Raw genomic sequence first — 20,446 nt, forward strand, 5'->3', positions numbered from 1 at the left:
GCTGGCGAACGCTACCCCGGCGACCGCTCCGCGGACAGCCCTGGCCAAGTGACGTCACCGCTCGCTACGGTGTGTGCATCTCATCTGTAGACGCGGGAGCTCGGAGCACCGGGCTGAGAGGGCGCTGACCGTCGTAGCACGCATACGACGAACGCTTGCGCCGACCGCAGGAACCTGACCGGGTAATGCCGGCGTAGGGAGTAGTGGGTCTGATGACCTTGCACGACGACGCACAGCAGAAGTCTGCCTCCAGCACGGCGGGTGGCTACCCGACCCCGGCCTGGCGCAAGGCGTACCGCCAGGGTGCCCGCCCCGATCTGCGCGTCCCCTATCGCGAGGTGCTGCTCAGCACCGGCGGTACCGTCCCGCTGTACGACACCTCCGGGCCGTACACCGACCCCGACTTCGAGCCCGACGTGCGCCGCGGCCTGCCGCCACTGCGTGACGCCTGGATCAGCCAGCGCGGGGACGTCGAGGACTACCACGGGCGCGAGCGTCGCCCGGAGGACGACGGCCTCAAGCACACCTCGCCCAGGGGCGGGGCCGGACTGGCCAACCTCGACGCGGTCTTCCCCGGCCGCCCGCGCCGCCCGCGTCGCGCCCGCGACGGCGGGGCGGTGACCCAACTCGCCTACGCCCGGCGGGGGATCGTGACGGCGGAGATGGAGTTCGCCGCGCTGCGCGAGGGCATGTCGCCGGAGACGGTGCGCGAGGAGCTCGCGGCGGGACGGGCGGTGCTGCCGGCCAACGTGAACCACCCCGAGTCCGAGCCGATGCTGATCGGCTCGAAGTTCCTGGTGAAGATCAACGCCAATATCGGCAACTCCGCGGTGACCTCCTCGATCGAGGAGGAGGTCGAGAAGATGTCCTGGGCGACCCGCTGGGGCGCGGACACCGTGATGGACCTCTCCACCGGCCGCAACATCCACACCACCCGCGAGTGGATCCTGCGCAACTCGCCGGTCCCGATCGGCACGGTGCCGCTCTACCAGGCACTGGAGAAGGTCGACGGCAGGGCGGAGGAGCTCGGCTGGGAGGTCTACCGCGACACCGTGATCGAGCAGTGCGAGCAGGGCGTGGACTACATGACCGTGCACGCGGGCGTGCTGCTGCGCTACGTGCCGCTGACGGCCCGTCGCAAGACCGGCATCGTCTCGCGCGGCGGCTCGATCATGGCGGCGTGGTGTCTGGCGCACCATCAGGAGAACTTCCTCTACACGAACTTCGAGGAGCTCTGCGACATCCTGCGGGCCTACGACGTCACCTACTCGCTGGGCGACGGCCTGCGCCCCGGTTCGATCGCGGATGCGAACGACGAGGCCCAGTTCGCGGAGCTGCAGACGCTCGGTGAGCTCGGCCGGATCGCCCGGGCGCGCGACGTGCAGGTGATGATCGAGGGCCCGGGACATGTCCCGATGCACAAGATCAAGGAGAACATGGATCTCCAGAAGGAGATCTGCGACGACGCGCCCTTCTACACGCTCGGCCCGCTGACCACGGACGTGGCTCCCGGCTACGACCACATCACCTCCGGCATCGGCGCGGCGATGATCGCCTGGTGGGGCACGGCGATGCTCTGCTACGTCACGCCGAAGGAGCACCTGGGCCTGCCCAACCGCGACGACGTCAAGACCGGCGTGATCACCTACAAGATCGCCGCCCACGCCGCGGACGTCGCCAAGGGCCACCCGAGCGCCCAGGCCTGGGACGACGCGCTCTCCGACGCCCGCTTCGAGTTCCGCTGGGAGGACCAGTTCAACCTGGCCCTGGACCCGGAGACGGCCCGCGACTTCCACGACGAGACGCTGCCCGCCGAGCCGGCGAAGACGGCGCACTTCTGCTCCATGTGCGGGCCGAAGTTCTGCAGCATGAAGATTAGTCGAACCGTAATAGAGATGTTTGCTGGCGATGAGGCCCTGAACAGCGACGATGCCACTGTCGTTGCTGGCATGAAGGCCAAGTCGGAGGAGTTCGCCGCGGCGGGCAACCGGGTCTATCTGCCGGTCGTCGACTGACGGTCGGACACAAGCCAGGGCCAGTGCGCGCGGTCTGGGGGGAGCGCGCGCACTGGCCCTTCTGCGCCGTTGGACCTACGCGGCTGACAGGAACTCCCGGGTTCGCTCGTTGAAGTCAGCGACGAGCTGGTGTTGCCCGAAGGGGATCATGCGGCGCTGAAGATCTTGGACGGCCTCGATGCAGCGGGAGGACTTCACCTGCCTGGACAGGTTGAGTGTCCGGACGCCCGCCGCGTGCGCCGCTTCAAGGTCGCGCCGTTGCAGGTGCGAGGCGGCGAGCGCGGCTTGGGACATGGCTCCCCGGCGCGCCCTCTGCTGGGAGCGAGCGTGGGCAATGGAGCGGCGGGCGAACTCGGCGGCGCGGTCGTTGTCGCCGATGTCGCGGAGGGTGTTGGCGTGTTCGCCGTTCAGGTAGGCGGGGTCGATGAAGCGGGCCCACTCGGGTTCGTCGTCGGGATTGACGCTCTCGTAGATCCGTTCTCCCTCGGCTACGGCGTGGGCGGCGGCCCGTTTGTCGCCGAGTCGTGCCAGCGCCCGGCCTTCGAGAGTCCAGAGATCCGCAAGGCAGGCGCGGGACTCGGGGTTGGTCTTGGACAGGCCGTTGCGTCCGGCTTGGGCCAGCCGGCGACCTTCCTCGGGGTGGCCGAGCAATGTGGCCTGGTCGGCCATTCCCGCGAGCACATGGGCGCCGAGCGCCGGGTTCTGGGACTCCTCGGCCAGACGAAGCGACTGGATCAGATAGCGCTGCGCGGTGCCGTGCTCGCCGTTGTCATACGCCATCCAGCCTAGGAGGTAGGTCTGTTCGGCGGCTGCCTCGCAGAGGGCACGCCGAACCTCCTCGGTGTGTGACTGTCGCAGCAAGGGGTAGACGTGCTCGTTCATGTAGGCGGCCAGCGCGAGGCGGCCGGAGCCGCCGCCCTGGAAGATGTCCATCTGCTGGAAAGCGCCGAACATGTTCTTCACGGCCGTCACGTCTTCGAGGCGGACTTGGCGGCCGGGCTCGGGCATCTGGTCGAGCGTTTGCAAGAGCCAGTCGCGAGACGGCCCGACGGCTGCGGCGATGGCGAAGGTCGATCCTGTCAGGAACTTGCGACGGTCCACGTCAGCTCTCCCAAGGTCAGTGACCGCTTCCACGGTATCTGCGTAGGACTGGCTGTAGACCAGCGCCCGGTCTGCCTCGGACTCGGACGTCAGGCCGAGATCGTAGGCGGTGACGCGGTAGCCGAAGTGGGCCGAGAACACATCTGCCAAGATCTCCGGCACAGGCCAGCGTGGCGTCTCGCCGTTGAGCCAGCGCCGGACAGTCGAGGCGTCGGCGAAGACGTGATGCTGTCCCCGGCCGGCTGCACGCGAGAGCACACGGCGTGAGAGCTCGCTCCGTGACCAGCCGGTTCGCTTCAACCAGTCGTCTAACAACCTATTCGCTGTCGCCATTGCGGCACCCTCGGATCTCGATCCGGCGAACATTCAACAGGCTTCAACACCCCTGTAGACCGTACTCCCATAGCGCGCACGGGTGTTGCCTGAATGTCAACACGGGAAGCGTGGGAGCCCATCCCACTTCAAGTGGTCCGGAGGGTGTGATGACGATCGAGTCCCCAGAGATCCAATCTGCCAGCACGGGGCGCGTCCGCGTCGCCCTGGCGGAGGACGACTGGACGACGACACTCCAGCAGCGGCACTGGTATCGGTGCTGGGCCTGGCGGTCGGCGGGTTCAGAGGTCGCAGGGATCGCGCGGGGCCTCGCCGCTGAAACGCTGGCGGACTGGCGGTTGGGGCCGATGAGTGACGACGTCAAGTTATGTGTCAGTGAGCTCGTCGGCAATGCGCTGTTGCACGGACAGTCGGACCCGGCGTCGCACGACGCTTGGAGCACGCCTCTGTCGCTCGGCCTGCGCTATTTCCCAAGCACTTGCCTGATGGTTGAGGTTGGCGACTCCAGCGTGGCCCCGCCACTCTGGACCTGGCTCGACCCCGAGATTGATCCAGGAGAAGCGCTATTCGCAGACGGCCGCGGCCTGATGATCCTGCGCGAGATCGCCGACCGCGTGTGGTGGCGCTGCCATCCGGGAGCAGGCAAGACCGTGTATGCCCGTCTCGACACGCCCCGCTACTTCGAGGCGCCGGTGTGTGGTGAACATGCGTGAAGGAGAAGAAAGCCGCACGCATGTCCAGCCGGCTAGCTACGTCTGGAGCTACCTCTTCGCTCCAGCGCACCGGCCCGGCTCAGCGATGGCACCCACGACAGGACGTGTCCCACGGCCGGAGGACGGGCCGGACGAAGCCGACGGGATCGAAGTCGAAGAGTCCGAGGAGGGCTGACGAGTGTTCTGGCAGCGTGATCGCGGATCGGCGGCGCAACGGGGACAGCAATTTCGTTGCGGCTACTGCCACGGGAAGCTACGACCACATCGTGCCCGGATAGAGAAGGTTCGCGGGACGGAGCAGTACGTCCACGACTGGCATCCGAGGCGAGGCGCCTGATGGCTCGACCTGTTGCCTACAGGGAACGGGCCGCCGAGAGCGTAGCGGCCATGAGTCGGGGCTGCGACTCAGGCAGCGCCGCCCTCGGCGTGAAGGCAGCGGCCAGCGGCTTCCTGGGACGTCGTAGCCACGGTGATCTCCGGACAGGCGAAGTCCACCTGCGCCAAGTCCGGACGGATCCGGCGGTTCGTCCTTGGTAGGGGACGACTGACCTTCCGGATCCCGGCTCCCGGTCCCCCCTGTGCAGGTTAAAGGCCGGGAGCCACCTACAACCGAAGATCGAACCGGACCACCCCTGAACCTTGGACGGACTGGGGTGGTCCGGTGGGTGATTAACCCGGTACCGATGGTACTCGGGTGATTACGCATGTTCGGCCACGACTGCTCAACTCTGAGCACCAACAGTCGGTTTGGCCTCCGGAGACTCCTCGCCTGAGTCGTGGTGCCGCACGGTCAGCACTGGCATGGGGATCGTGAGGACGGGATGACCATGGAATACGGCGGGGGACAGGCCGGCAGCCAGAGGGAGTGGGAAGCACTGGAACTGGACGGTGGGCCGCTGGTGCCCGGAGTGGACTACGAAGGCGAGTGGCTGCGCGCGCGAGCAGTCGCCCAGAAGCTCAATACCTCGTTCGCCCGGCTCGGCGTCGCGCGCCGACAGATGCGGGCTCAAGCTGACTGGGCGGCGGACGGAAGCGGCTTGGTGCATATCCGCCTGGACACGCTGACGGCCCGGGAGTTAGCGCTGCTGCTGGACCTTCTGGCCGGGCTGGGTCACGCAGCTTGAGACGCTCAGATTCGGGTGGACCCCGCGACGGCCACTTCGGAGGTTGGCAGCTGCTTTGTAAGCCTTCCCGGGGCACGTTCCGTTTGACCAGCTATGCCCTGAGCTGGGCTCTCGTAGCGCCACGTTTCCCCGACCGCCCGCTGTTCCCCGCCGGCGGCAGGCTTCGTGTAGCTTCGCCCCGCCCCCTCACAACAGGGAGCGGCGCGTACACAAGGGAGCATGGAATTGGGCTAGCTCGGGGGTCTACGCGGCATCTGCCCATCCTGAAGTCATGAGCGGATCGTAGCCTGCACGCCCTTTGATCCGTAGCTCTTGTCGAATCGGTCATCTACGGACAACCACGTCTCAGGCACGCCGCCGCCGGGCATCCGCGGGCAGCGCTGGGCGGCTCGGTTGCGGTATCGCGCTGCTGTACAGATGAGTACCAGTCGACTCCTGCGCTCATTCGAGCGGAAGGGGCGTCTTCCCTGGTCGGTAGCGCCACCATGTGCGCACTTCCACGGAAGCACCGACAGCAATCAGCCTCTCGGCCCAGTCGCGAGCTTGCTCCACACTGACCCCTTCGAGGAGGCGAATCGGCGGCCCCTCGGTGACCTTCTCCTTGGCACGCCACAGGCCGACGCCGGTGAGACCTTGGAGCACTCTCGCCGCATCCAGCGGTCGCGGGCCGGCATCCAAGAGAAGCAGATCCTGAGGGATCTCATCGCAGATGAGTTTGAAGTACCTGGTCACTGGCCCCCCAAGGCTGCGCCATAAGCTTGGGAAGACTCTATGCCGGATGTGGACTGACGTGCGACGACGTTGACCTGCACAGTCTCAAGGGGATGACCGCCAGTTACCGCTATGTGCCACCCATTGCCTTCGTGACGGGCACGCAGCGGGCACGGTCTCTCCGCATGAGCCCCTGCTGTGAGATCCCCTACTCGCTCGGAAACGGGAGCATCTTGCCTGCGTTGAGGTAGGCCCCCCGATCCGCTTCCCTGTCGAAGAGGTCGGCGACGCTCCTGAAACAGCTGACGTCTGAGTGCCCCAGCCAGATGATCGGGCCTGGCGCGATGCGGCCCGTCGGGTTGGCCAGGAAGATCGCGTCGGATCCGTCTCCGCCGGCGATGGGGAACAGGTCCTCCAGGGCGTTGGCGATTCCCAGCTCATAGAACAGCGCGTCCTCGTAGTAGCCCTCGCGGATCCCGAGCGCGCGGCTGATCGTTGGACTCTCGGGCCAATCCTGCGTGCTCAGTAGGCGCAGCGAGAAGAAGTAGAAGTCGTCCATGCCGTCGGACAGCAACAGGAACTCCCGATAGTCGGGCGGCAGGTCGAACGCTGCGCGGGCCTCCAGAGCATCCACTGCTGCCACGGAGGCTGCTGGTCGGAGCCGGGGAATCGGGATGTCCCAGCCACGCTGTTGATCAGCTCTGCGGGATTCGATCAACCTGGAGATCTGGAGGGGGAGAGGGGCATCGACTCGGCTGTCCACCATGGCGGACAGTATGCAGCTGTCCGGTTGCCCCTCGATGCGAACTACCGGCAGCTCGGTCGCTAAAGTCTCCTGGCCAGTTCAGTGAGCCTGCGGCGGTCGGCTGCGGCCGACCACGAGCGCCACGGTTGCTGTACTTCCGTGCTGGCAGCACTTGCACTCAGGCCCCGCGCCGGCGGAGCTCCTCATCGACTGCTTGCCGCTTCACGCGCCAGTCCCGTGCAGCCTTGGGATTCCTGCCCTTCCCCCGGGCGTCCGCCTGCCGCTGCCGCTGATCGGCGAAGTCTCGACGCTCGATGAGCTGCTCAACGGTCAGGCCGGCCAGATCGGCGGCCCAGTTGTCGTACAACTTCCAACGGCTCATGGGAGGAGAGTGCCGTGTAGAGGCCGGAGCACGCGAGGCATTTCGGCGACGGCTTTACAGTCGGCTCCGCGAACTGGAGGGACTAGCCTCCTGGTCTGCACGGATTCATCTCGCCCCTGATGCGTCCGGGGGTCTGGTCCGTGACTGGTCCGGATCTTGGCCGTCAGCGTCGATCCATTCCCGGTACGCCCTCTCGATCTCGCTCAGATACTGCCCGAGATCGAACCGAACTTCGTCCACTGTCCGCGGGCGCCGGGGTTGCGGTACGTCGCTGTAGTACGTCAGCTACCGGGAAGCCTCGTGTCGCTGCGCCGCCTCGCGCCGGGCCAACTGGATGGCCTCGACACTGGCTACAAAGCTCGGCTCATCTTCGCGCATGGCCAGAACGCCGGGGAGGATCACCAACCGACCTTTCCCGAGTCCGGCATGCAGTGCGTAGCCGCTACCCCTGTCCATCGCGGCCACCTCCAGAGAAAGCACTGCCTCCCAGCGAAGGTCGCGACGGACCAGGAACCCGCGCGTGTGGATGCCTTCGTCGTCGACGATGGTGGATCCCAAGAAGCGTGCCAAGACGTAGAGCGCGATCGGGGCGGCGAGTAGCCCGGTGACGGCGCAGAGCACGAGGAAGTGCCTCCACGTGAAACCACCCTTGAAGCTGAGCAGCAGTGCAGTGCCGGCCACGACCAGAGGCATGACGGCCAATGCTTGCCAGCCACCCCGCCGGATCTGCGGCGTGCCCCGGTACCGGGTTTCCATCAGCCTCAGCCTCCACTGCCGTGGGGCCGCACGCTAGCACGCGGGCGGATCTTCGCCGATGCTCTGCCCCGTCTTGTGTTCCCGATCGAGAAGGACGCTCCTGGGGCTGTCCAGCCTGCGACAGCGGCTTTAGGAGGCTCCGTCTAGGTAACCTTAGGCTGACCTGGTGTCGCGCCACCTTCGGATATTCACGAGCGACTCCCCGCGAGTCCCTCTGGGGACCTCTCAGATACCGCCCCGTCTGGCACGGATCTGGCACGCGTCTAGCTCGGGTCCTCCGTGGTGGCCACGTTGTAGAAGAAGCTCACGCTGTCTTCAGGGCCGTTGTCCAGCCGCTTGAACGCCTTTCCAATCGGGTTGTAGCTGCACTTGGACGGCATCTCGACAACCATCGGCACGCCAAATACGGACGCCTCCTGCTCCGACGGCCGTCGCCAAGCCCCTCCCCCGTGACGCGTCATGACCTCCCCGATGTAGCAGCCGAAGCTAAACATCGTCTCGGGGATGTCATCGCTCGTGGTCCCATCCTCCCGAATGCCGTCAAGGATCTCGTCCACCTGCCGGAGACTGCCCGGCGTGTAATCGAGCACGGTTCCGCTGACTCGGCCCGCCAGGGCGACTACGTCGGCCGCGAATAGCGCGGCGTTCTCCGGTTCTGCCGCGTAACTCAAGCGGAGTCGCACGTTGCCTCCTGGGGTCGCATACGGTGATCAGTGGGGACTGACGTTAGCTTGCGCCAGAGACAGAGCCTGAGTGGGGTGGTCCCTCCTCGATCGGGCAGCTTTGCCGAGCCGGGGTTCTCCCAGGGCCGCCAGGCTCACCGCGTGACCCTTGGGCTTGGCCTGGCGGCCCTGGGAGGTTCCCGGTACGCCTCCGGTGCGCGATCGAGGAGGGACCACCCCACGACCCCCAACCCCAACCCACCACCACCGCAGCTCTCTCTGCGGAGCGTGGCCCCTCCGAGGAGGGCCGGGGTTTGGGGCGGAGCCCCAATGTCGTTCTGATCAACTTCGCGGCGGGGGCTTGCCTCGTATAACAGAGGCCAAGATCCTTTCCCCGCGTACGGCCGGCTAGCCCTACGCGCACGCGGCCAGGTGTGGTCCCCGGCCTGCCTTGGGTATCACGCAGAGTTATGCCTCGGCGATGTTGCAGCGGCACGCGACGTGTAAGGATGCCCTCCTTGACCTTCGAGGAGGGCTGACAGTGCCGTTGCTGTTCTGGATCGGGACACCCGTCCTCGTTCTGATGTGGTCCCAGACGGCGTGCGGTGCAGCGCATCTTCGCTGGGGACGCACTCCGACCTGGCGGATCGTGCGATGCCGATTCGAGGATCGACGCCATGTGGCCTTCTCGGCGGGACTTGCTGGCTTCATCAGCACGGGGTTCGCGACCACTCATTCGATGCCCTGGCACGCTGACCTCGGGCAGCTGCTGCAACAGGGATCGTGGACCTGGGCAGTAGCGATGGTCACGGCAACTTCTGCATCCGCCGGCGCGACGTGGCTCGTCACACGACCGCAAGGGCAGCGCGGCCGACGAGGCTGACCGTGGCCGCGGTGCCGAAGTGAAAGTGCCGTCACGGACAGTATCCGTCAGCGCGGCCAGCTGATTCCCCAGCAGATAGCCGCAGCGGGGAGTTCCAACTCGCCACTGACACCTCGTTTCGTCGGGTGGGGCGGGCTCGTTTGGGTGTGTATGGGGCATGCGTGGACAGGGCTCTCGGACCGGGTGGCGTTAGGGGAGTTGACGCAGTTCATTCCCCGGGAGCTGGTGGACGAGGCGGTTCGTGGGCGGACGCTGGATCGGTCCCGGCGGGCGGGTCCGTTGCCGATGCGGTTCGCGGTGTACTACGAGTTGGCGCTGGCGTTGTTCCCGGACCAGTCCTATGAGGACGTGGCGGTGGATCTGACCGGTGCCGGAGCTGGCCGCTGTGGTTCCGGCGAAGTCCGCGCTGCTGGGGGCTCGCCGTCGGCTGGGTCCGGAGGCGATGCGGGCCGTGTTCGAGAGGGTGGCCGCGCCGGCTTCCTCGCCGGCGACGGTCGGCGCGTTCTGGCGGGGCCTGCGGACCTGGGCGGTGGACGGACTGCAGCTGGAAGTGCCCGACAGCACGGAGAACCGGGTGTTCTTCGGCGGCCCGACCACCCGCAACAGCGAGGGCGAGATCTTCGTGTGCGGCTACCCGCAGGCCAGGGTCGTGGTCCTGGTGGAGACCGGAACACGGGCGGTCCGTGGCGCCCGGGTCGGCACCTACCACGACGGCGAGCGCGGCCTGGCCGGGGAACTGGCCCAGTTACTGGGACCGGGGGATCTCGTGCTGTTCGACCGGGGCTTTTCCGGCGTCGCCCTGTGGCTGGACTTCCTCGCCTCCGGGGCCGCTGTCGTCATGCGGGGCAAGTCGAACATCGCCCGAGCCCGGACGCGACCGCTTCCCGACGGCAGCTACCTCGCCGAGATGTGGGAGGACGGCCGGGTCGGGCAGGCGAACGCCGCCCACGTCACCGTGCGGGTGATCGAGTACACCCTCGGCGGCGAGAAGATCCGCCTGTTCACCAGCCTCCTCGACGTCGAGGTCTATCCGGCCGCCGAGCTGGCGGCCCTGTACGCGGAACGCTGGCAGTGCGAGGTCGGAATCCTCCAACTGAAGGCCCTGCAGATGAAACGGGCGGCGGTCCTGCGCTCCCACCACCCCGACCAGGTCGTCCAGGAGATCTGGGCACACCTCACCCTCAACCACGCCCTCACCCGGCTGACGACGCTGATCGCCGACGCCCGCGGCCAGGACCCGGCCCGGATCTCCTTCGTCCAAGTCCTCAAGCAAGTCCGCCGCAGCGTGATCCGCCAGCTCACCCGCACCGTCCGCGAAGCAGCCGACGCCGCCCGGGCGATAGCAGCCGACCTTCGTCGCTACCGCAATCCCAGCCGCGGCCCCCGCACCAGCGAACGCCGCGTCAAGCGCATCCGCCACCGCTTCCAAGGACGACGACCCGCCCCACCCGGCACCCCCGTCACCACACCCACCACCCCCGCCCGCATCACCCTGCTCCCCTACCAACCCGGTTGATCAGAACGACATTGGGGCGGAGCCCCATGATCTGCGGTTGGCCGGCGGACTGCTGCTGCTCCGGACCTGCGCGGTGACCTTCCTCGTGACCGTAGGCGCCGCCGCTGGCTGGCTCGACTGTTGGCGGTCCCCGCGTCCGCTCTGCGAAAAGGCTGTTGATCGCGCTCAGCGACCGCCCCTTGTGGGGGTTTGCACTGGGGTGGCTCGTCGTTGTGCGGCGGCCGCCCGCCGCCGGGCCCGGCCGAGCCTAAAAGCGGAGGCGGGCCCGAGCGGCGGGGCGGGCCGCGCCGCGCATGGCGCGGCGTGGTCGTCTTGATTCAGTAGAGAAAGTCATCACAGCATGCTTGGCGAAGCCGGGTGTCCGGTCTCGGGTGATGCTTGACACCGCGTTCCTCGGCTTGGCTATTCGTCCCCGAACGCGAAGGGTTCCACCCTCCATGGCAGCCTGGCATCGTCTCGATAGGCGGCGAAGCCGGACCGCAGTCCTGCCGTCTGCGCGATAGCGGGGTCTCTCTCGGCGATGTGGGCAAGGCAGTAGATGCCGCATGCGTCGGGGACGTTGGGGTCGTTGATTCCGTCACCCACCAGCCAGTCCCCGTCCGGGTCGTGGATCACGACCAATGCGGGCAACTCGCCGTTGGCGACGGTGCGCTGCACCACCGCCCCGAGGCTCGGCGGGAACGTGAGGCCCGTGCCAAGCATCTCCGCACCAAGTTCGTGGTCCACGACCCGGAGTCTGTCACGGTCCGGCCTCGGCGTGAGCGCCCAAACGGAGATCGTCTAGTACTCCAGCAGGACTTTGCTATCTGACCTGACCCTATGAGGGCCGGGCCCCCTTCCGTGCTCAGCCCGGCGGTGCTTATCGTCCGGGTACACACGAGATCGGGAAGGAGGCCCGACAATGTCTGTCTACGTCGGGATCGACGTGCACCGCAAGCGGTCGCAGATCGCGGTGCTGGACGAGGAGGGCGCGGTCCGGATCAACCGGAACGTGTCCAACGGGGTGGGGACGGTGCTCGGGGTGATCGGGGACCTGCCGATCGGCACCCCGGTCGCCTTCGAGGCCGCCTACGGCTGGGGCTGGCTGGTCGAGATGCTGGAGGACTACGGCTACCAGCCGCACCTGGTCCACCCACTGCGGTGCAAGGCGATCGCCTCCGCGAGGCTGAAGAACGACAAGGTCGATGCCGCGACGCTGGGCCGGCTGCTGCGCGCGGACCTGCTGCCGGAGGCCTGGATCGCGCCACTGGACGTGCGGCAGCAGCGGGCCCTGCTGCGGCACCGCTTCCAGCTGGTGCGGCTGCGGACGCTGCTGCGCAACCGCATCCACGCGGTGCTCGCGGACGGGGGCCATGACCGGGCCGGCGGGTTCGCCACCGCGCCGGGGCGGGCCTGGCTCGCCGCGCTCGACCTGCCGGACGCCTCCCGCCGGGTGGTGGACGACCTCCTCATGCTGATCGACGCCATTCAGGTCCCCATCGACGCCCTGGACGCGCAACTGGCCGCGCACGCCCGCGGCGACCCCCGAGTCAAGACCCTCACCGCACTGCCCGGGGTCGGCACCCTCACCGCGCTGGTCATCATCGCCGAGGTCGGCGACGTCACCCGGTTCCCCTCGGCGCGCAAGCTCGCCTCGTGGACCGGACTCACCCCGACCGTCCGCGCCTCGGATCTCACCGTCCACCACGGGCACATCTCCAAGCAGGGCGACACCTGGCTGCGCTGGATCATGTGCGAGGCCGCCCAGACCGCGAAGCGGCACCCCGACTTCGCCGACACCTACCAGGCCATCGCGGCCCGCCGCGGCAAGAAGATCGCCACCACCGCCATCGCCCGCAAGCTCCTCACCCGCGCCTACCACCTGCTCCAGGCCGCCGAGCACGACCACCCGCGCGGCCGGAAGCGAGCCACGCGATGACACTTTCCCGCACTGGTCGCCCGCAAGCCCCGGGGCGCGCTCGCATCTACCCCATGAGACGGCCCTGCCGCGCTCGATGACCTGACTGAGCAGCCCCGACCCCCGCACCACGGTCATGGCGCCGGCCCACGCCGGCCAGACGCCGAATGGGTGGATGTGAACCCTCACGCCGACCGCATACACGGGAACCACTACGCGAACGACCACCACCGCCCGAACACAACTTCACGCTCCCTCAGTCGGCAAGTCTGCGACGCCGCTCGTCGGGCTCCAGCTCGTTCGTCCTCGCCCGCTCGTTCCTCACAGGGCTCCGGGCGCTCCAACTGGACCCCCTCCCACGCGTCATCGCTCATGCCGCGACCAAGAGGGGAGCGGTATCCACCACGCGACCTCGACACCGGCCACCGAAAAACCCGAGGTCACACCCCAACGCGTGCTTGACAGGCTCGGCCTTCATGGGTGGGGCGATGCAGGCGGAGTGGAGTGTAGTCAGGGTGCCAGGCGTCAGGGGCGGCTTCGTGTGGGCTGCCCCTCGATCGTGTGACTGCGCCGTCGGTAGTGGCTGCGGCGGGGCAGCCTCTCGATGTGATCACCGAGACCGTCGCCGAGACGTGGGACCGCGAACTGGACGAACTCTTCTTGACCGTGGGACACCGCTTCCGTCGCGTCGAAGCGCGGCGCCGGATGCGGGACTACGTGCGCGGCCTGCTGGCTCCAGTCGCCAGGAAGAACAGCTGGCAGCTGGCCGAGCAGGCCGGTCACCGCACCCCCGACGGCTTGCAGCATCTGCTCGCCGGGGCCGCGTGGGACCCGGACGAGATCCGCGATGACCTGCAGGCATTTGTCGCCGAGCGGTTGGGCGAGCCTGACGGGGTACTGATCCTCGACGACACCGGCTTCGTGAAGAAGGGCACCACCTCCGCCGGGGTGCAGCGCCAGTACTCCGGCACCGCCGGCCGGACCGAGAACTGCCAGATCGGAGTGTTCGCCGCCTATGCCTCCGTCCGGGGCCGGGCCCTGGTCGACCGTGAGCTCTACCTGCCCAAGTCATGGACCGAAGACCGCGATCGCTGCCGTGCGGCGAGGATCCCCGACGAGCGGGAGTTCTGCACCAAGGGCGAGCTGGCGAAGCGGCTGGTGCTGCGGGCGCTGGGCTCCGATCTGCCCATCGCCTGGGTCACCGCGGACTCGGCCTATGGGCAGGAGGGACGCTTCCGCCGGCTGCTGGAGGAATCCGGTGTCGGCTACGTCCTGGCGGTGCCCAAGTCCCAGTTCAGCCTGGGCGGTCCCCGCATCGACTGGCTGTTCGCGCAGGCCCCGGACGAGGCCTGGGAGCGGATGTCGTGCGGTGACGGCGCCAAGGGCCCGCGCGTCTACGACTGGGCGGCGATCCGGCTGCGGGCCGTGGCGGAGTACGACTACCAGGGCGAGGTCCTGGTCCGAGCACGCTGGGCGATGGCCCGCCGCAGCATCGCCAAGCCGGACGAGATCGCCTACTACCTCGCCTACGCGCCGCCGGAGACCACCGTGACGGAGTTGGTGCGGATCGCGGGGATGCGGTGGGCGATCGAGGAGTGCTTCCAGGCCGCGAAGAACGAATGCGGTCTGGATCAGTACGAAGTCCGCCGTTACACCGGCTGGATGCGGCACATCACGCTCGCCATGCTCGCGCACGCGTTCTTGGCCGCGATGGCGGCCGCCGCGGCGTCAAAAGGGGCTGCAGAAACGGTTCCGGCACCCTGGTCGACCTCACCGTGGCGGAGATCCGCAGGCTCCTGGCAGTTGGCGGCGGCGGTGGCCCGTGTCCGCCACGGCGCTCGCCCCGCACTCACGCGCTGAGCTGGTCCGCCTGGCGTCGACGACGCCAGGCCGTCGCCCGCCGCAGCCACTACCGACGGCGCAGTCACACGATCGAGGGGCAGCCCACACGAAGCCGCCCCTGACGCCTGGCACCCTGACTACACTCCACTCCGCCTGCATCGCCCCAGGTCAGATAGCAAAGTCCTGCTGGAGTACTAGGGCCTGTCTGGAGTTGTGATCAGTCTTGCTCGGTTCGCCCTCGCGAGCTGGGCCGGGCTGGTAGAACGCTCCTGTGACGCGACGCGAACTGAGCGACAGCGAGTGGGAGTTGGTCGAGCCTTTCCTGCCCATCGGCCGGTTCGGCCCGTATCCGCAGCGGCTTCGTGACCAGTTCGAGGGCGTCATCTGGAAGTTCCGCAGCGGTGGCCAGTGGCGGGAGATGCCGACTGAGTTCGGTGCTTGGCAGACGGTCTACGACCGCTTCGCCCAGTGGCGTGACGCGGGTGTGTTCGCCGCGCTGATGGAGGCGATGATCACGGAGGCCGCTCGGCGCGGTCAGGCGGACATGTCGCTGGTCAGCGTGGATTCGACCGTGGCTCGCGCGCATCACGACGCGGCGGGGATGGTGGTCGACCCCGAGGTGCTGGCGGCGTTGGAAGAGGCCGCAGCGGAGGAAAAGGGGCATCGGAAACCGGGCAAACCGCCCCGGTGACCACGACATCAGCAGAGCTGGAGACGAAGCGGGCTGAGCGCCGGAAGTTACGTCGGCGCCGCCGTGCCCGACTCAAGGCAGCGGCGCTCGGGCGTTCTCGTGGCGGACTGACCAGCAAGGTTCATCTTGCGGCAGACCTTCGCTGTCGCCCGTTGGCCTTCGTGCTGACGCCCGGGCAGGCCGCCGACAGCCCTCGGTTCGTCGCCGTGCTGGAGGAGATCAGGGTGTGCGGGCCCGTCGGCCGTCCGCGGACCAGACCCGATGCGGTGGCCGCCGATAAGGCGTACTCGTCGCGGGCCAACCGGGCCTACCTGCGCAGACGCGGTATCAAGGCAGTGATCCCGGAAAAGGCTGACCAGGCCGCGAACCGCAAGAAGCGCGGAAGCGCCGGCGGGCGACCGGTCTCGCACGACGCCGACCAGTACAAGGACCGCAACACGGTGGAGCGCTGCATCAACAAGATCCGGGCTTGGCGAGGCTTGGCAACCCGCTACGACAAGACGCCCGAGAGCTACATGGCGGGGCTTCAACTGCGCGGATCCATCATCTGGATGCGCAGCCTCCGCCCCGCCACATGATCGCGACTCCAAACAGGCCCTAGCCCGAGCGTCAAGCGTCGGTTGAAGCCGAATCGTCAAGCATCAACTGAACCTAGACACAAGCATTCGGACGATCGTCCACTCATCGCGAAGTGGGCGGCTTGCCGCTCGGCCGGGACCGGCCGAAGGCCGCAGCCCGGCCGAGGGCGGCACGGGCCGCCCGGCGGCGCGCCAGCGCCGCCGCTTGAGGATGTAAAGACAGGTTCCGACAGCTCGTCTCCGAGGCCGGTCGTGCGCTACAGCACTTCTCGTCAGGCGCTGAGCGGGGCCCCGGGCAGATGTCCTGTGTGTCTCCCGGCGCGCACATCGCGATCCGCATAGGCATGGTGTACGCGTGTTTTGTGCCGTTGGACTCGTAGTGAGTGGTGACACCACCCAGCACCCCAGTGGAGTGGCTGGTGCGCACGAGTTGAAACCCGATCTCATCGTCGCGGCCCCCGCAGGTCAGCGAGAAATGCTGGGGTCCACCTGCGCGAAAACTGTAGGTGGCCAGGCCGCATCCTCAGCACGTTGACTCGGACAAACACAAACGGCACGGCCTGAACGTGCAGGTCATCACACCGACCCGTTCGGGCGCCTGCTGTTGGCATCACCGGCCCTGCCGGGCGCGGTCCACGACATCAAGGCCGCCGCACCCACCGGATCACCGACCCCCTCACCGCCGAGACCGTTTCAAAGTCCCGGTCTGCAGGTCACGGCAGCACCGAGGCGGACCGGTCACGATTGCAACAAAGCTGGGGTTGAAGGCGGTTGCCTTCCCAAGTCGCCCTGACCGCCGGAGCTTCGATGTGCCGTCAGCCCGCCCCGCCTGCCTGATCACGTCGCCACCCGTGGATAGCGTGGCGGGATTGTCGCTGGTCGAGCGGCGACGGCTCTGCCTGGTGCGCCTCGGCGCAGAGGGGGACGTCACCCTTCGTGTCGGTGCTGCTGGTTGTACCTCAGCCGTGATCACCCGGCGCACGCTCGCATGCAGCCATCGGCCAGTAGTCCGCGAACGCGACGCAACATACCCTGACTCGTCTCGGAGCCCGGACTGCAGGGGCGCTGGGCGTGCGCATCGCGTCGAGCGCCGTCACGGTCCAGCGGGTGATCGGCCTGGGTTGCCCTGACGGAGTCACGGCAATCGCAGGAGGCCAACTCCATTCTTGTGCTTGATCGCTAAGGAGCCACGCAAAGGCGAGCAGAGAACGCCACCGGACCGACACCCGGTTCAGTCACCCTGCTGCGACTATTGACTGCGGTGAGCCGCACATCGAAACGCGTACTGCTGATGTGACGAAGGTCATTTGGCATGTGCCTGTAGACGTGCTAACTTCACCGGGCGATCAACGGGGGGCACGGCAAGGCTTTGTCGTGCTTGATCCTTGCGATCCGACGTCGACGTCATTGCCACATGAGAACTCGACTGAAGGAGAGCACTAAATATGCGCATTTCCATGCGCTCTGCGGCGGGGCTGGCTGCCGCCACGCTGGCCGCGCTCACGCTGGGCACCGGGTCGGCCAACGCGACCACCGCGTCCACCAACTGGAACCTGCCGGGCGGCGACGTCTTCCAGGTCAACGCCTGGCACTGCGGGACCTACGTCAACGCGTGCAGCTGGACTACGTCCACGAAGCTGCTCGGCAGCTCGCCGTACAACGCTTCGTGGATCCGCAACAAGGCGTCGCTCGAAGCGCACGGCATCAGCGCGAGCCTGACGATCTCCTCCAGCCCGAGCGCCGGCATCAGCTGGACCAGCAAGTCGCTCGGCTCGGTGACCTGGACCAACACGAACAACTGGGAAGCGGACTTCAGCGGCCTCATGACGCCGGGCTGGACGACGGTCTACGTGTCCACCCAGAGCTGTGGCTCGGCGAAGGTCAACAGCAGCATCTCCGTCTCGGAGAAGTGCGTGTACGCGGGCGCCGCCTGAGAACTGGCGTGCCGGGGCAGACGCTAACTACCCCGGCACGCCGATCGGACACGCTACCCGCCCTCGACACCTGGAACCAGAGATGCCCCGCCCCGCCCCGGGCTCGGCCCTGCGCGCAGCCGCCCGGGTCATGCTCACCGCATTGCTGTTCTTGCCGCTTTCCGGCTGCGGTTCCGACTCGCCATCCACCGATGCGATGCCTGTCGGGCATGAGCTTGCACTGCTGAAGAGCAGTCGGAATGGTCTCTATTACCAGCCATTCCTCCGCGATGAGCCCGCCGGCCCAGAAGACAATTCATACGCTGCCCTCATTCGTGCGGAGATTGCCGATGGGGTCCAAATGCACCCCAACGCGAAACGAAGTGCCTTCTTCCGCAGCGAGGCTATATCCGTCTCCCCGCTCGTCGGCCGGGCATGGCTTGCGCCACTGGTTGCAGCGGGCGCAAAAGGGTTGCTGGACTCCACGGACACGGATGCGGTTCGGAAGCTGCGCTCCCCTCAGGGCTGGTTCACCGATCCGGGCACGAAGCCGGGCGACGACACGGTGACCAGTCGGGTCGCGGGTACCGTGGCGGCGCTGCAGGTGCTGCAGGCCATTGGTGGTCTCACCCCTGCGGACCGGGCTGCCACGCTGCCGTGGTTGAAGTCGGTTGCGGGTACCGAATCCGGACTCGATGGAACGTCAGCCGAGGTCGCAATCGGCCTGCGGTTGTTGGGCGGGACGGTCCCGGAGCGTCTCATGGCGGCCAAGGCGCCTGCGGTTGGCGACTTCACGTCACTGACCGGCCCTCAGCGCTATCAGGCGCTCGTCGGCTCCTACGCCTACGTGGTGATCCACCGGGAGTCCGTGTCGGGAACCGTGGCGGGCCTGAGCGCTGCTGTGTGGACGGAGGTGTTGGAGCACAACGCCGATACCCTCTCCTATCCCGACCTTTACTCCGCTGTGGTGGTTGCGCATGCCGCGGGCGCAGGCCCGTCGGCCTTCGATCCGGTGCGGTCGCGCCTCTCCGCCGACGTCCTCCCTGACGGCTCGGTTCGCGATCCCAGCGCGTACATCGGGGATTCTGAGGCATCTCTCTACTCCTTGCTTCTGCGGGGACTCGCTGGCGAGAAGACCGCAGACCCGTCCTTGGCGCAGGCACTGGCAACAGCAGAGGGGGATCCGCACGTCGCTGCCGATCCGGTCGCCAAGCTGGTCACGGACACGGCACGGGTCCTGGCCGGGGACAAAAAGGCCTCCGCCGACGCCAGCGCCGACTGCAGGACGACCGGTGTCATCCCGCGTTCCGTCACTGTGGACAACATCGAGGAATGGACGCGCTTGACTCGTGCTTGCCAGGCGGCCGGCGTCCACCTTGCGGCGCCGGGCGCGGCGCCCTGGGGGCTCGCAGACGTTCAGCACGCCGTCGCAGCAGCAACCCTTGTCACCGGACTCTCGGACGGGGGGACCACGCACGGCTTGCCCGCATGGGTGTCCGGAACGGCCTTGTTGCCTTGGGCCGAGCATCCGGAGAGGTTCCCGTCCGCACGCTCGTACGCCACCGTGGTTCAGGCGTACCTGCTCGTGACCGGAGGCCACATGGATCCCGCCCTACGCGGCACCGTGAAGCGGTTCATCGACCCGCGCCGCGGCTGCGACGACTTTCCCGACCTCTACCAGGCGGACAGTGTGGACGGCTGCGATCTGGTGACCACGTGGACCGTCTGGAGACTTGAGCTGGCTCTCGACGGCAAGCTGCCGCTCGCCACCAACCACCCGACCCCGAACTAGGACGTCATGGAACACAGCACCATGCCCCCGCTACAGGCCCGGGGGATCAGCAAGTCGTTCACCCTGCACCAGCGACGTATCGACGCAGTCCGAGAAGCGAACCTGTCCCTGGCCGCGGGCGAGGTCACCGCGCTCGTGGGTCGCTCCGGCTCGGGCAAGACCACCCTGCTGCAGGTCATCGGCCTGCTGACACCCCCCGACGCGGGAGAGGTCCTCATCGCGGGAAACGACGCCTGGTCTCTGTCGGGCGACGCGCGCGCCGATCTACGCGCCCGCACCCTTGGCTTCGTGTTCCAGTCCTTCAACCTGCTCCCACAGCACAGTGCGGTCCTCAACGTTGCGCTCCCCTTCCGCGGGCCGCGACGGGTCGGCCTCCAGCGGGCAGGGCAACTGCTGGAGCGTGTTGGCCTGGCTGATCGTGCCACGCACCATCCGAGCCAGCTGTCGGCCGGCGAGCAGCAGCGTGTGGCTCTTGCGCGGGCTTTGGTGAACGACCCTCAGGCGCTTCTGGCCGACGAGCCGACCGGTAATCTTGACGCGGCCAACGAAGAACAGCTCCTCGATCTCTTTCGGGAGTTGGCGGCAGAAGGTCGCGCGGTCCTACTGATCACGCACAGTGACACCGTAGCGGCCAGGGCGGACCGTGTATTCCGCATGGTCGACGGCGCCCCGACGCCCGTTCCCAGTGCCGCCGCCCCAGACGCGGACCCGATCCTGCCTGTGGAGCAGTCGTGAACCCAATTCTGCTCGCCCTCGCCAACGCCCGCGCGCTGTGGCGACGGCTGACGGGCC

The 20,446-nt window shown here is 67.6% G+C and carries 16 protein-coding genes and 3 pseudogenes; 12 read left to right on the forward strand and 7 right to left on the reverse strand.

All coding sequences use genetic code 11. The annotated features are described in order from the left end of the window. Window positions 1-212: 212 nt before the first annotated feature. Entirely contained in the window at window positions 213-2,015 is a 1,803-nt protein-coding gene (thiC, locus tag BS83_RS05640; protein ID WP_037602733.1) for a phosphomethylpyrimidine synthase ThiC, read from the forward strand. Window positions 2,016-2,090: 75 nt separating this feature from the next. Here the strand turns inward: thiC and BS83_RS05645 are convergent, their stop codons facing one another. After that, window positions 2,091-3,449 (reverse strand): hypothetical protein, encoded by a 1,359-nt coding sequence (locus BS83_RS05645; protein ID WP_037601585.1) that lies wholly within the window; start codon window positions 3,447-3,449, stop codon window positions 2,091-2,093. Window positions 3,450-3,598: 149 nt separating this feature from the next. Between BS83_RS05645 and BS83_RS41455 the strand changes: the two genes are divergently transcribed. Then, window positions 3,599-4,162: an ATP-binding protein gene (locus tag BS83_RS41455; RefSeq protein ID WP_051942676.1), complete on the forward strand. Its 564-nt coding sequence runs from the start codon at window positions 3,599-3,601 to the stop codon at window positions 4,160-4,162. Window positions 4,163-4,983: 821 nt separating this feature from the next. Beyond that, on the forward strand, window positions 4,984-5,286 hold the full coding sequence (locus BS83_RS05655) for a hypothetical protein (protein WP_037601588.1): 303 nt from the start codon (window positions 4,984-4,986) through the stop codon (window positions 5,284-5,286). Window positions 5,287-5,727: 441 nt separating this feature from the next. On the opposite strand, the gene BS83_RS43575 is transcribed toward BS83_RS05655, so the two are convergent. From BS83_RS43575 to BS83_RS05675, 5 genes are all read right to left on the reverse strand, one after another. Beyond that, a complete protein-coding gene (locus tag BS83_RS43575; protein WP_198035146.1) occupies window positions 5,728-6,018 on the reverse strand; it encodes a ribosomal protein L7/L12 in 291 nt (96 codons plus the stop codon). A gap of 187 nt (window positions 6,019-6,205) precedes the next feature. Then, entirely contained in the window at window positions 6,206-6,640 is a 435-nt protein-coding gene (locus tag BS83_RS05660) for an SMI1/KNR4 family protein (RefSeq protein ID WP_198035147.1), read from the reverse strand. A gap of 280 nt (window positions 6,641-6,920) precedes the next feature. Next, window positions 6,921-7,124: a hypothetical protein gene (locus BS83_RS05665; protein WP_157596933.1), complete on the reverse strand. Its 204-nt coding sequence runs from the start codon at window positions 7,122-7,124 to the stop codon at window positions 6,921-6,923. Window positions 7,125-7,409: 285 nt separating this feature from the next. Beyond that, window positions 7,410-7,880: a PH domain-containing protein gene (locus tag BS83_RS05670; protein WP_037601597.1), complete on the reverse strand. Its 471-nt coding sequence runs from the start codon at window positions 7,878-7,880 to the stop codon at window positions 7,410-7,412. A gap of 263 nt (window positions 7,881-8,143) precedes the next feature. Beyond that, window positions 8,144-8,563, reverse strand: a complete 420-nt coding sequence (locus BS83_RS05675) for a hypothetical protein (RefSeq protein WP_037601600.1) — start codon at window positions 8,561-8,563, stop codon at window positions 8,144-8,146. 1,012 nt (window positions 8,564-9,575) lie between these two features. On the opposite strand from BS83_RS05675, the pseudogene BS83_RS48820 reads away from it, so the two are divergent. Together BS83_RS48820 and BS83_RS05680 are read left to right on the forward strand one after the other, a co-directional pair. Beyond that, window positions 9,576-9,743, forward strand: a pseudogene (locus BS83_RS48820) (transposase domain-containing protein); the annotation flags it as partial. A gap of 49 nt (window positions 9,744-9,792) precedes the next feature. Further along, the gene (locus BS83_RS05680) at window positions 9,793-10,941 is read left to right on the forward strand and encodes an IS4 family transposase (RefSeq protein ID WP_051942677.1); all 1,149 of its coding nucleotides are present in this window, start codon (window positions 9,793-9,795) and stop codon (window positions 10,939-10,941) included. Window positions 10,942-11,343: 402 nt separating this feature from the next. On the opposite strand, the gene BS83_RS05685 is transcribed toward BS83_RS05680, so the two are convergent. Next, a complete protein-coding gene (locus tag BS83_RS05685; RefSeq protein ID WP_157596935.1) occupies window positions 11,344-11,667 on the reverse strand; it encodes a hypothetical protein in 324 nt (107 codons plus the stop codon). Between the two features lie 175 nt (window positions 11,668-11,842). On the opposite strand from BS83_RS05685, the gene BS83_RS05690 reads away from it, so the two are divergent. The 7 genes and pseudogenes from BS83_RS05690 to BS83_RS05720 all read left to right on the forward strand — a co-directional run bounded on the left by BS83_RS05690 (window position 11,843) and on the right by BS83_RS05720 (window position 20,389). After that, window positions 11,843-12,859: an IS110 family RNA-guided transposase gene (locus tag BS83_RS05690; protein WP_051942372.1), complete on the forward strand. Its 1,017-nt coding sequence runs from the start codon at window positions 11,843-11,845 to the stop codon at window positions 12,857-12,859. A gap of 585 nt (window positions 12,860-13,444) precedes the next feature. Continuing rightward, window positions 13,445-14,698 (forward strand): IS701 family transposase, encoded by a 1,254-nt coding sequence (locus tag BS83_RS05695; protein ID WP_051942678.1) that lies wholly within the window; start codon window positions 13,445-13,447, stop codon window positions 14,696-14,698. A gap of 253 nt (window positions 14,699-14,951) precedes the next feature. Then, window positions 14,952-15,949, forward strand: a pseudogene (locus tag BS83_RS43585) (IS5 family transposase). Window positions 15,950-16,485: 536 nt separating this feature from the next. Further along, window positions 16,486-16,601 (forward strand): annotated as a pseudogene (locus BS83_RS45135) (IS5/IS1182 family transposase); the annotation flags it as partial. A gap of 793 nt (window positions 16,602-17,394) precedes the next feature. Continuing rightward, window positions 17,395-17,883 (forward strand): hypothetical protein, encoded by a 489-nt coding sequence (locus BS83_RS05710; protein WP_037601609.1) that lies wholly within the window; start codon window positions 17,395-17,397, stop codon window positions 17,881-17,883. Window positions 17,884-18,013: 130 nt separating this feature from the next. Beyond that, window positions 18,014-19,654 carry a hypothetical protein gene (locus tag BS83_RS05715; RefSeq protein WP_157596937.1) on the forward strand — a complete coding sequence of 547 codons (1,641 nt, stop codon included), beginning with the start codon at window positions 18,014-18,016 and terminating at the stop codon, window positions 19,652-19,654. A 6-nt stretch (window positions 19,655-19,660) separates the two neighbouring features. Further along, window positions 19,661-20,389, forward strand: a complete 729-nt coding sequence (locus tag BS83_RS05720) for an ABC transporter ATP-binding protein (protein WP_063774099.1) — start codon at window positions 19,661-19,663, stop codon at window positions 20,387-20,389. Window positions 20,390-20,446 lie beyond the last annotated feature (57 nt).

This window comes from Streptacidiphilus rugosus AM-16 (assembly GCF_000744655.1).
GTDB lineage: Bacteria > Actinomycetota > Actinomycetes > Streptomycetales > Streptomycetaceae > Streptacidiphilus > Streptacidiphilus rugosus.

What these genes read in the sequence shown, in the direction of transcription:
- BS83_RS05665 (WP_157596933.1), bottom strand. Translation starts at nt 7,124, where the DNA reads ATGAGCCGTTGGAAGTTGTACGACAACTGGGCCGCCGATCTGGCCGGC.
- thiC (WP_037602733.1), top strand. Translation starts at nt 213, where the DNA reads ATGACCTTGCACGACGACGCACAGCAGAAGTCTGCCTCCAGCACGGCG.
- BS83_RS05715 (WP_157596937.1), top strand. Translation starts at nt 18,014, where the DNA reads ATGCTCACCGCATTGCTGTTCTTGCCGCTTTCCGGCTGCGGTTCCGAC.
- BS83_RS41455 (WP_051942676.1), top strand. Translation starts at nt 3,599, where the DNA reads ATGACGATCGAGTCCCCAGAGATCCAATCTGCCAGCACGGGGCGCGTC.
- BS83_RS05670 (WP_037601597.1), bottom strand. Translation starts at nt 7,880, where the DNA reads ATGGAAACCCGGTACCGGGGCACGCCGCAGATCCGGCGGGGTGGCTGG.
- BS83_RS05710 (WP_037601609.1), top strand. Translation starts at nt 17,395, where the DNA reads ATGCGCATTTCCATGCGCTCTGCGGCGGGGCTGGCTGCCGCCACGCTG.
- BS83_RS05690 (WP_051942372.1), top strand. Translation starts at nt 11,843, where the DNA reads ATGTCTGTCTACGTCGGGATCGACGTGCACCGCAAGCGGTCGCAGATC.
- BS83_RS05645 (WP_037601585.1), bottom strand. Translation starts at nt 3,449, where the DNA reads ATGGCGACAGCGAATAGGTTGTTAGACGACTGGTTGAAGCGAACCGGC.
- BS83_RS05655 (WP_037601588.1), top strand. Translation starts at nt 4,984, where the DNA reads ATGACCATGGAATACGGCGGGGGACAGGCCGGCAGCCAGAGGGAGTGG.
- BS83_RS05720 (WP_063774099.1), top strand. Translation starts at nt 19,661, where the DNA reads ATGGAACACAGCACCATGCCCCCGCTACAGGCCCGGGGGATCAGCAAG.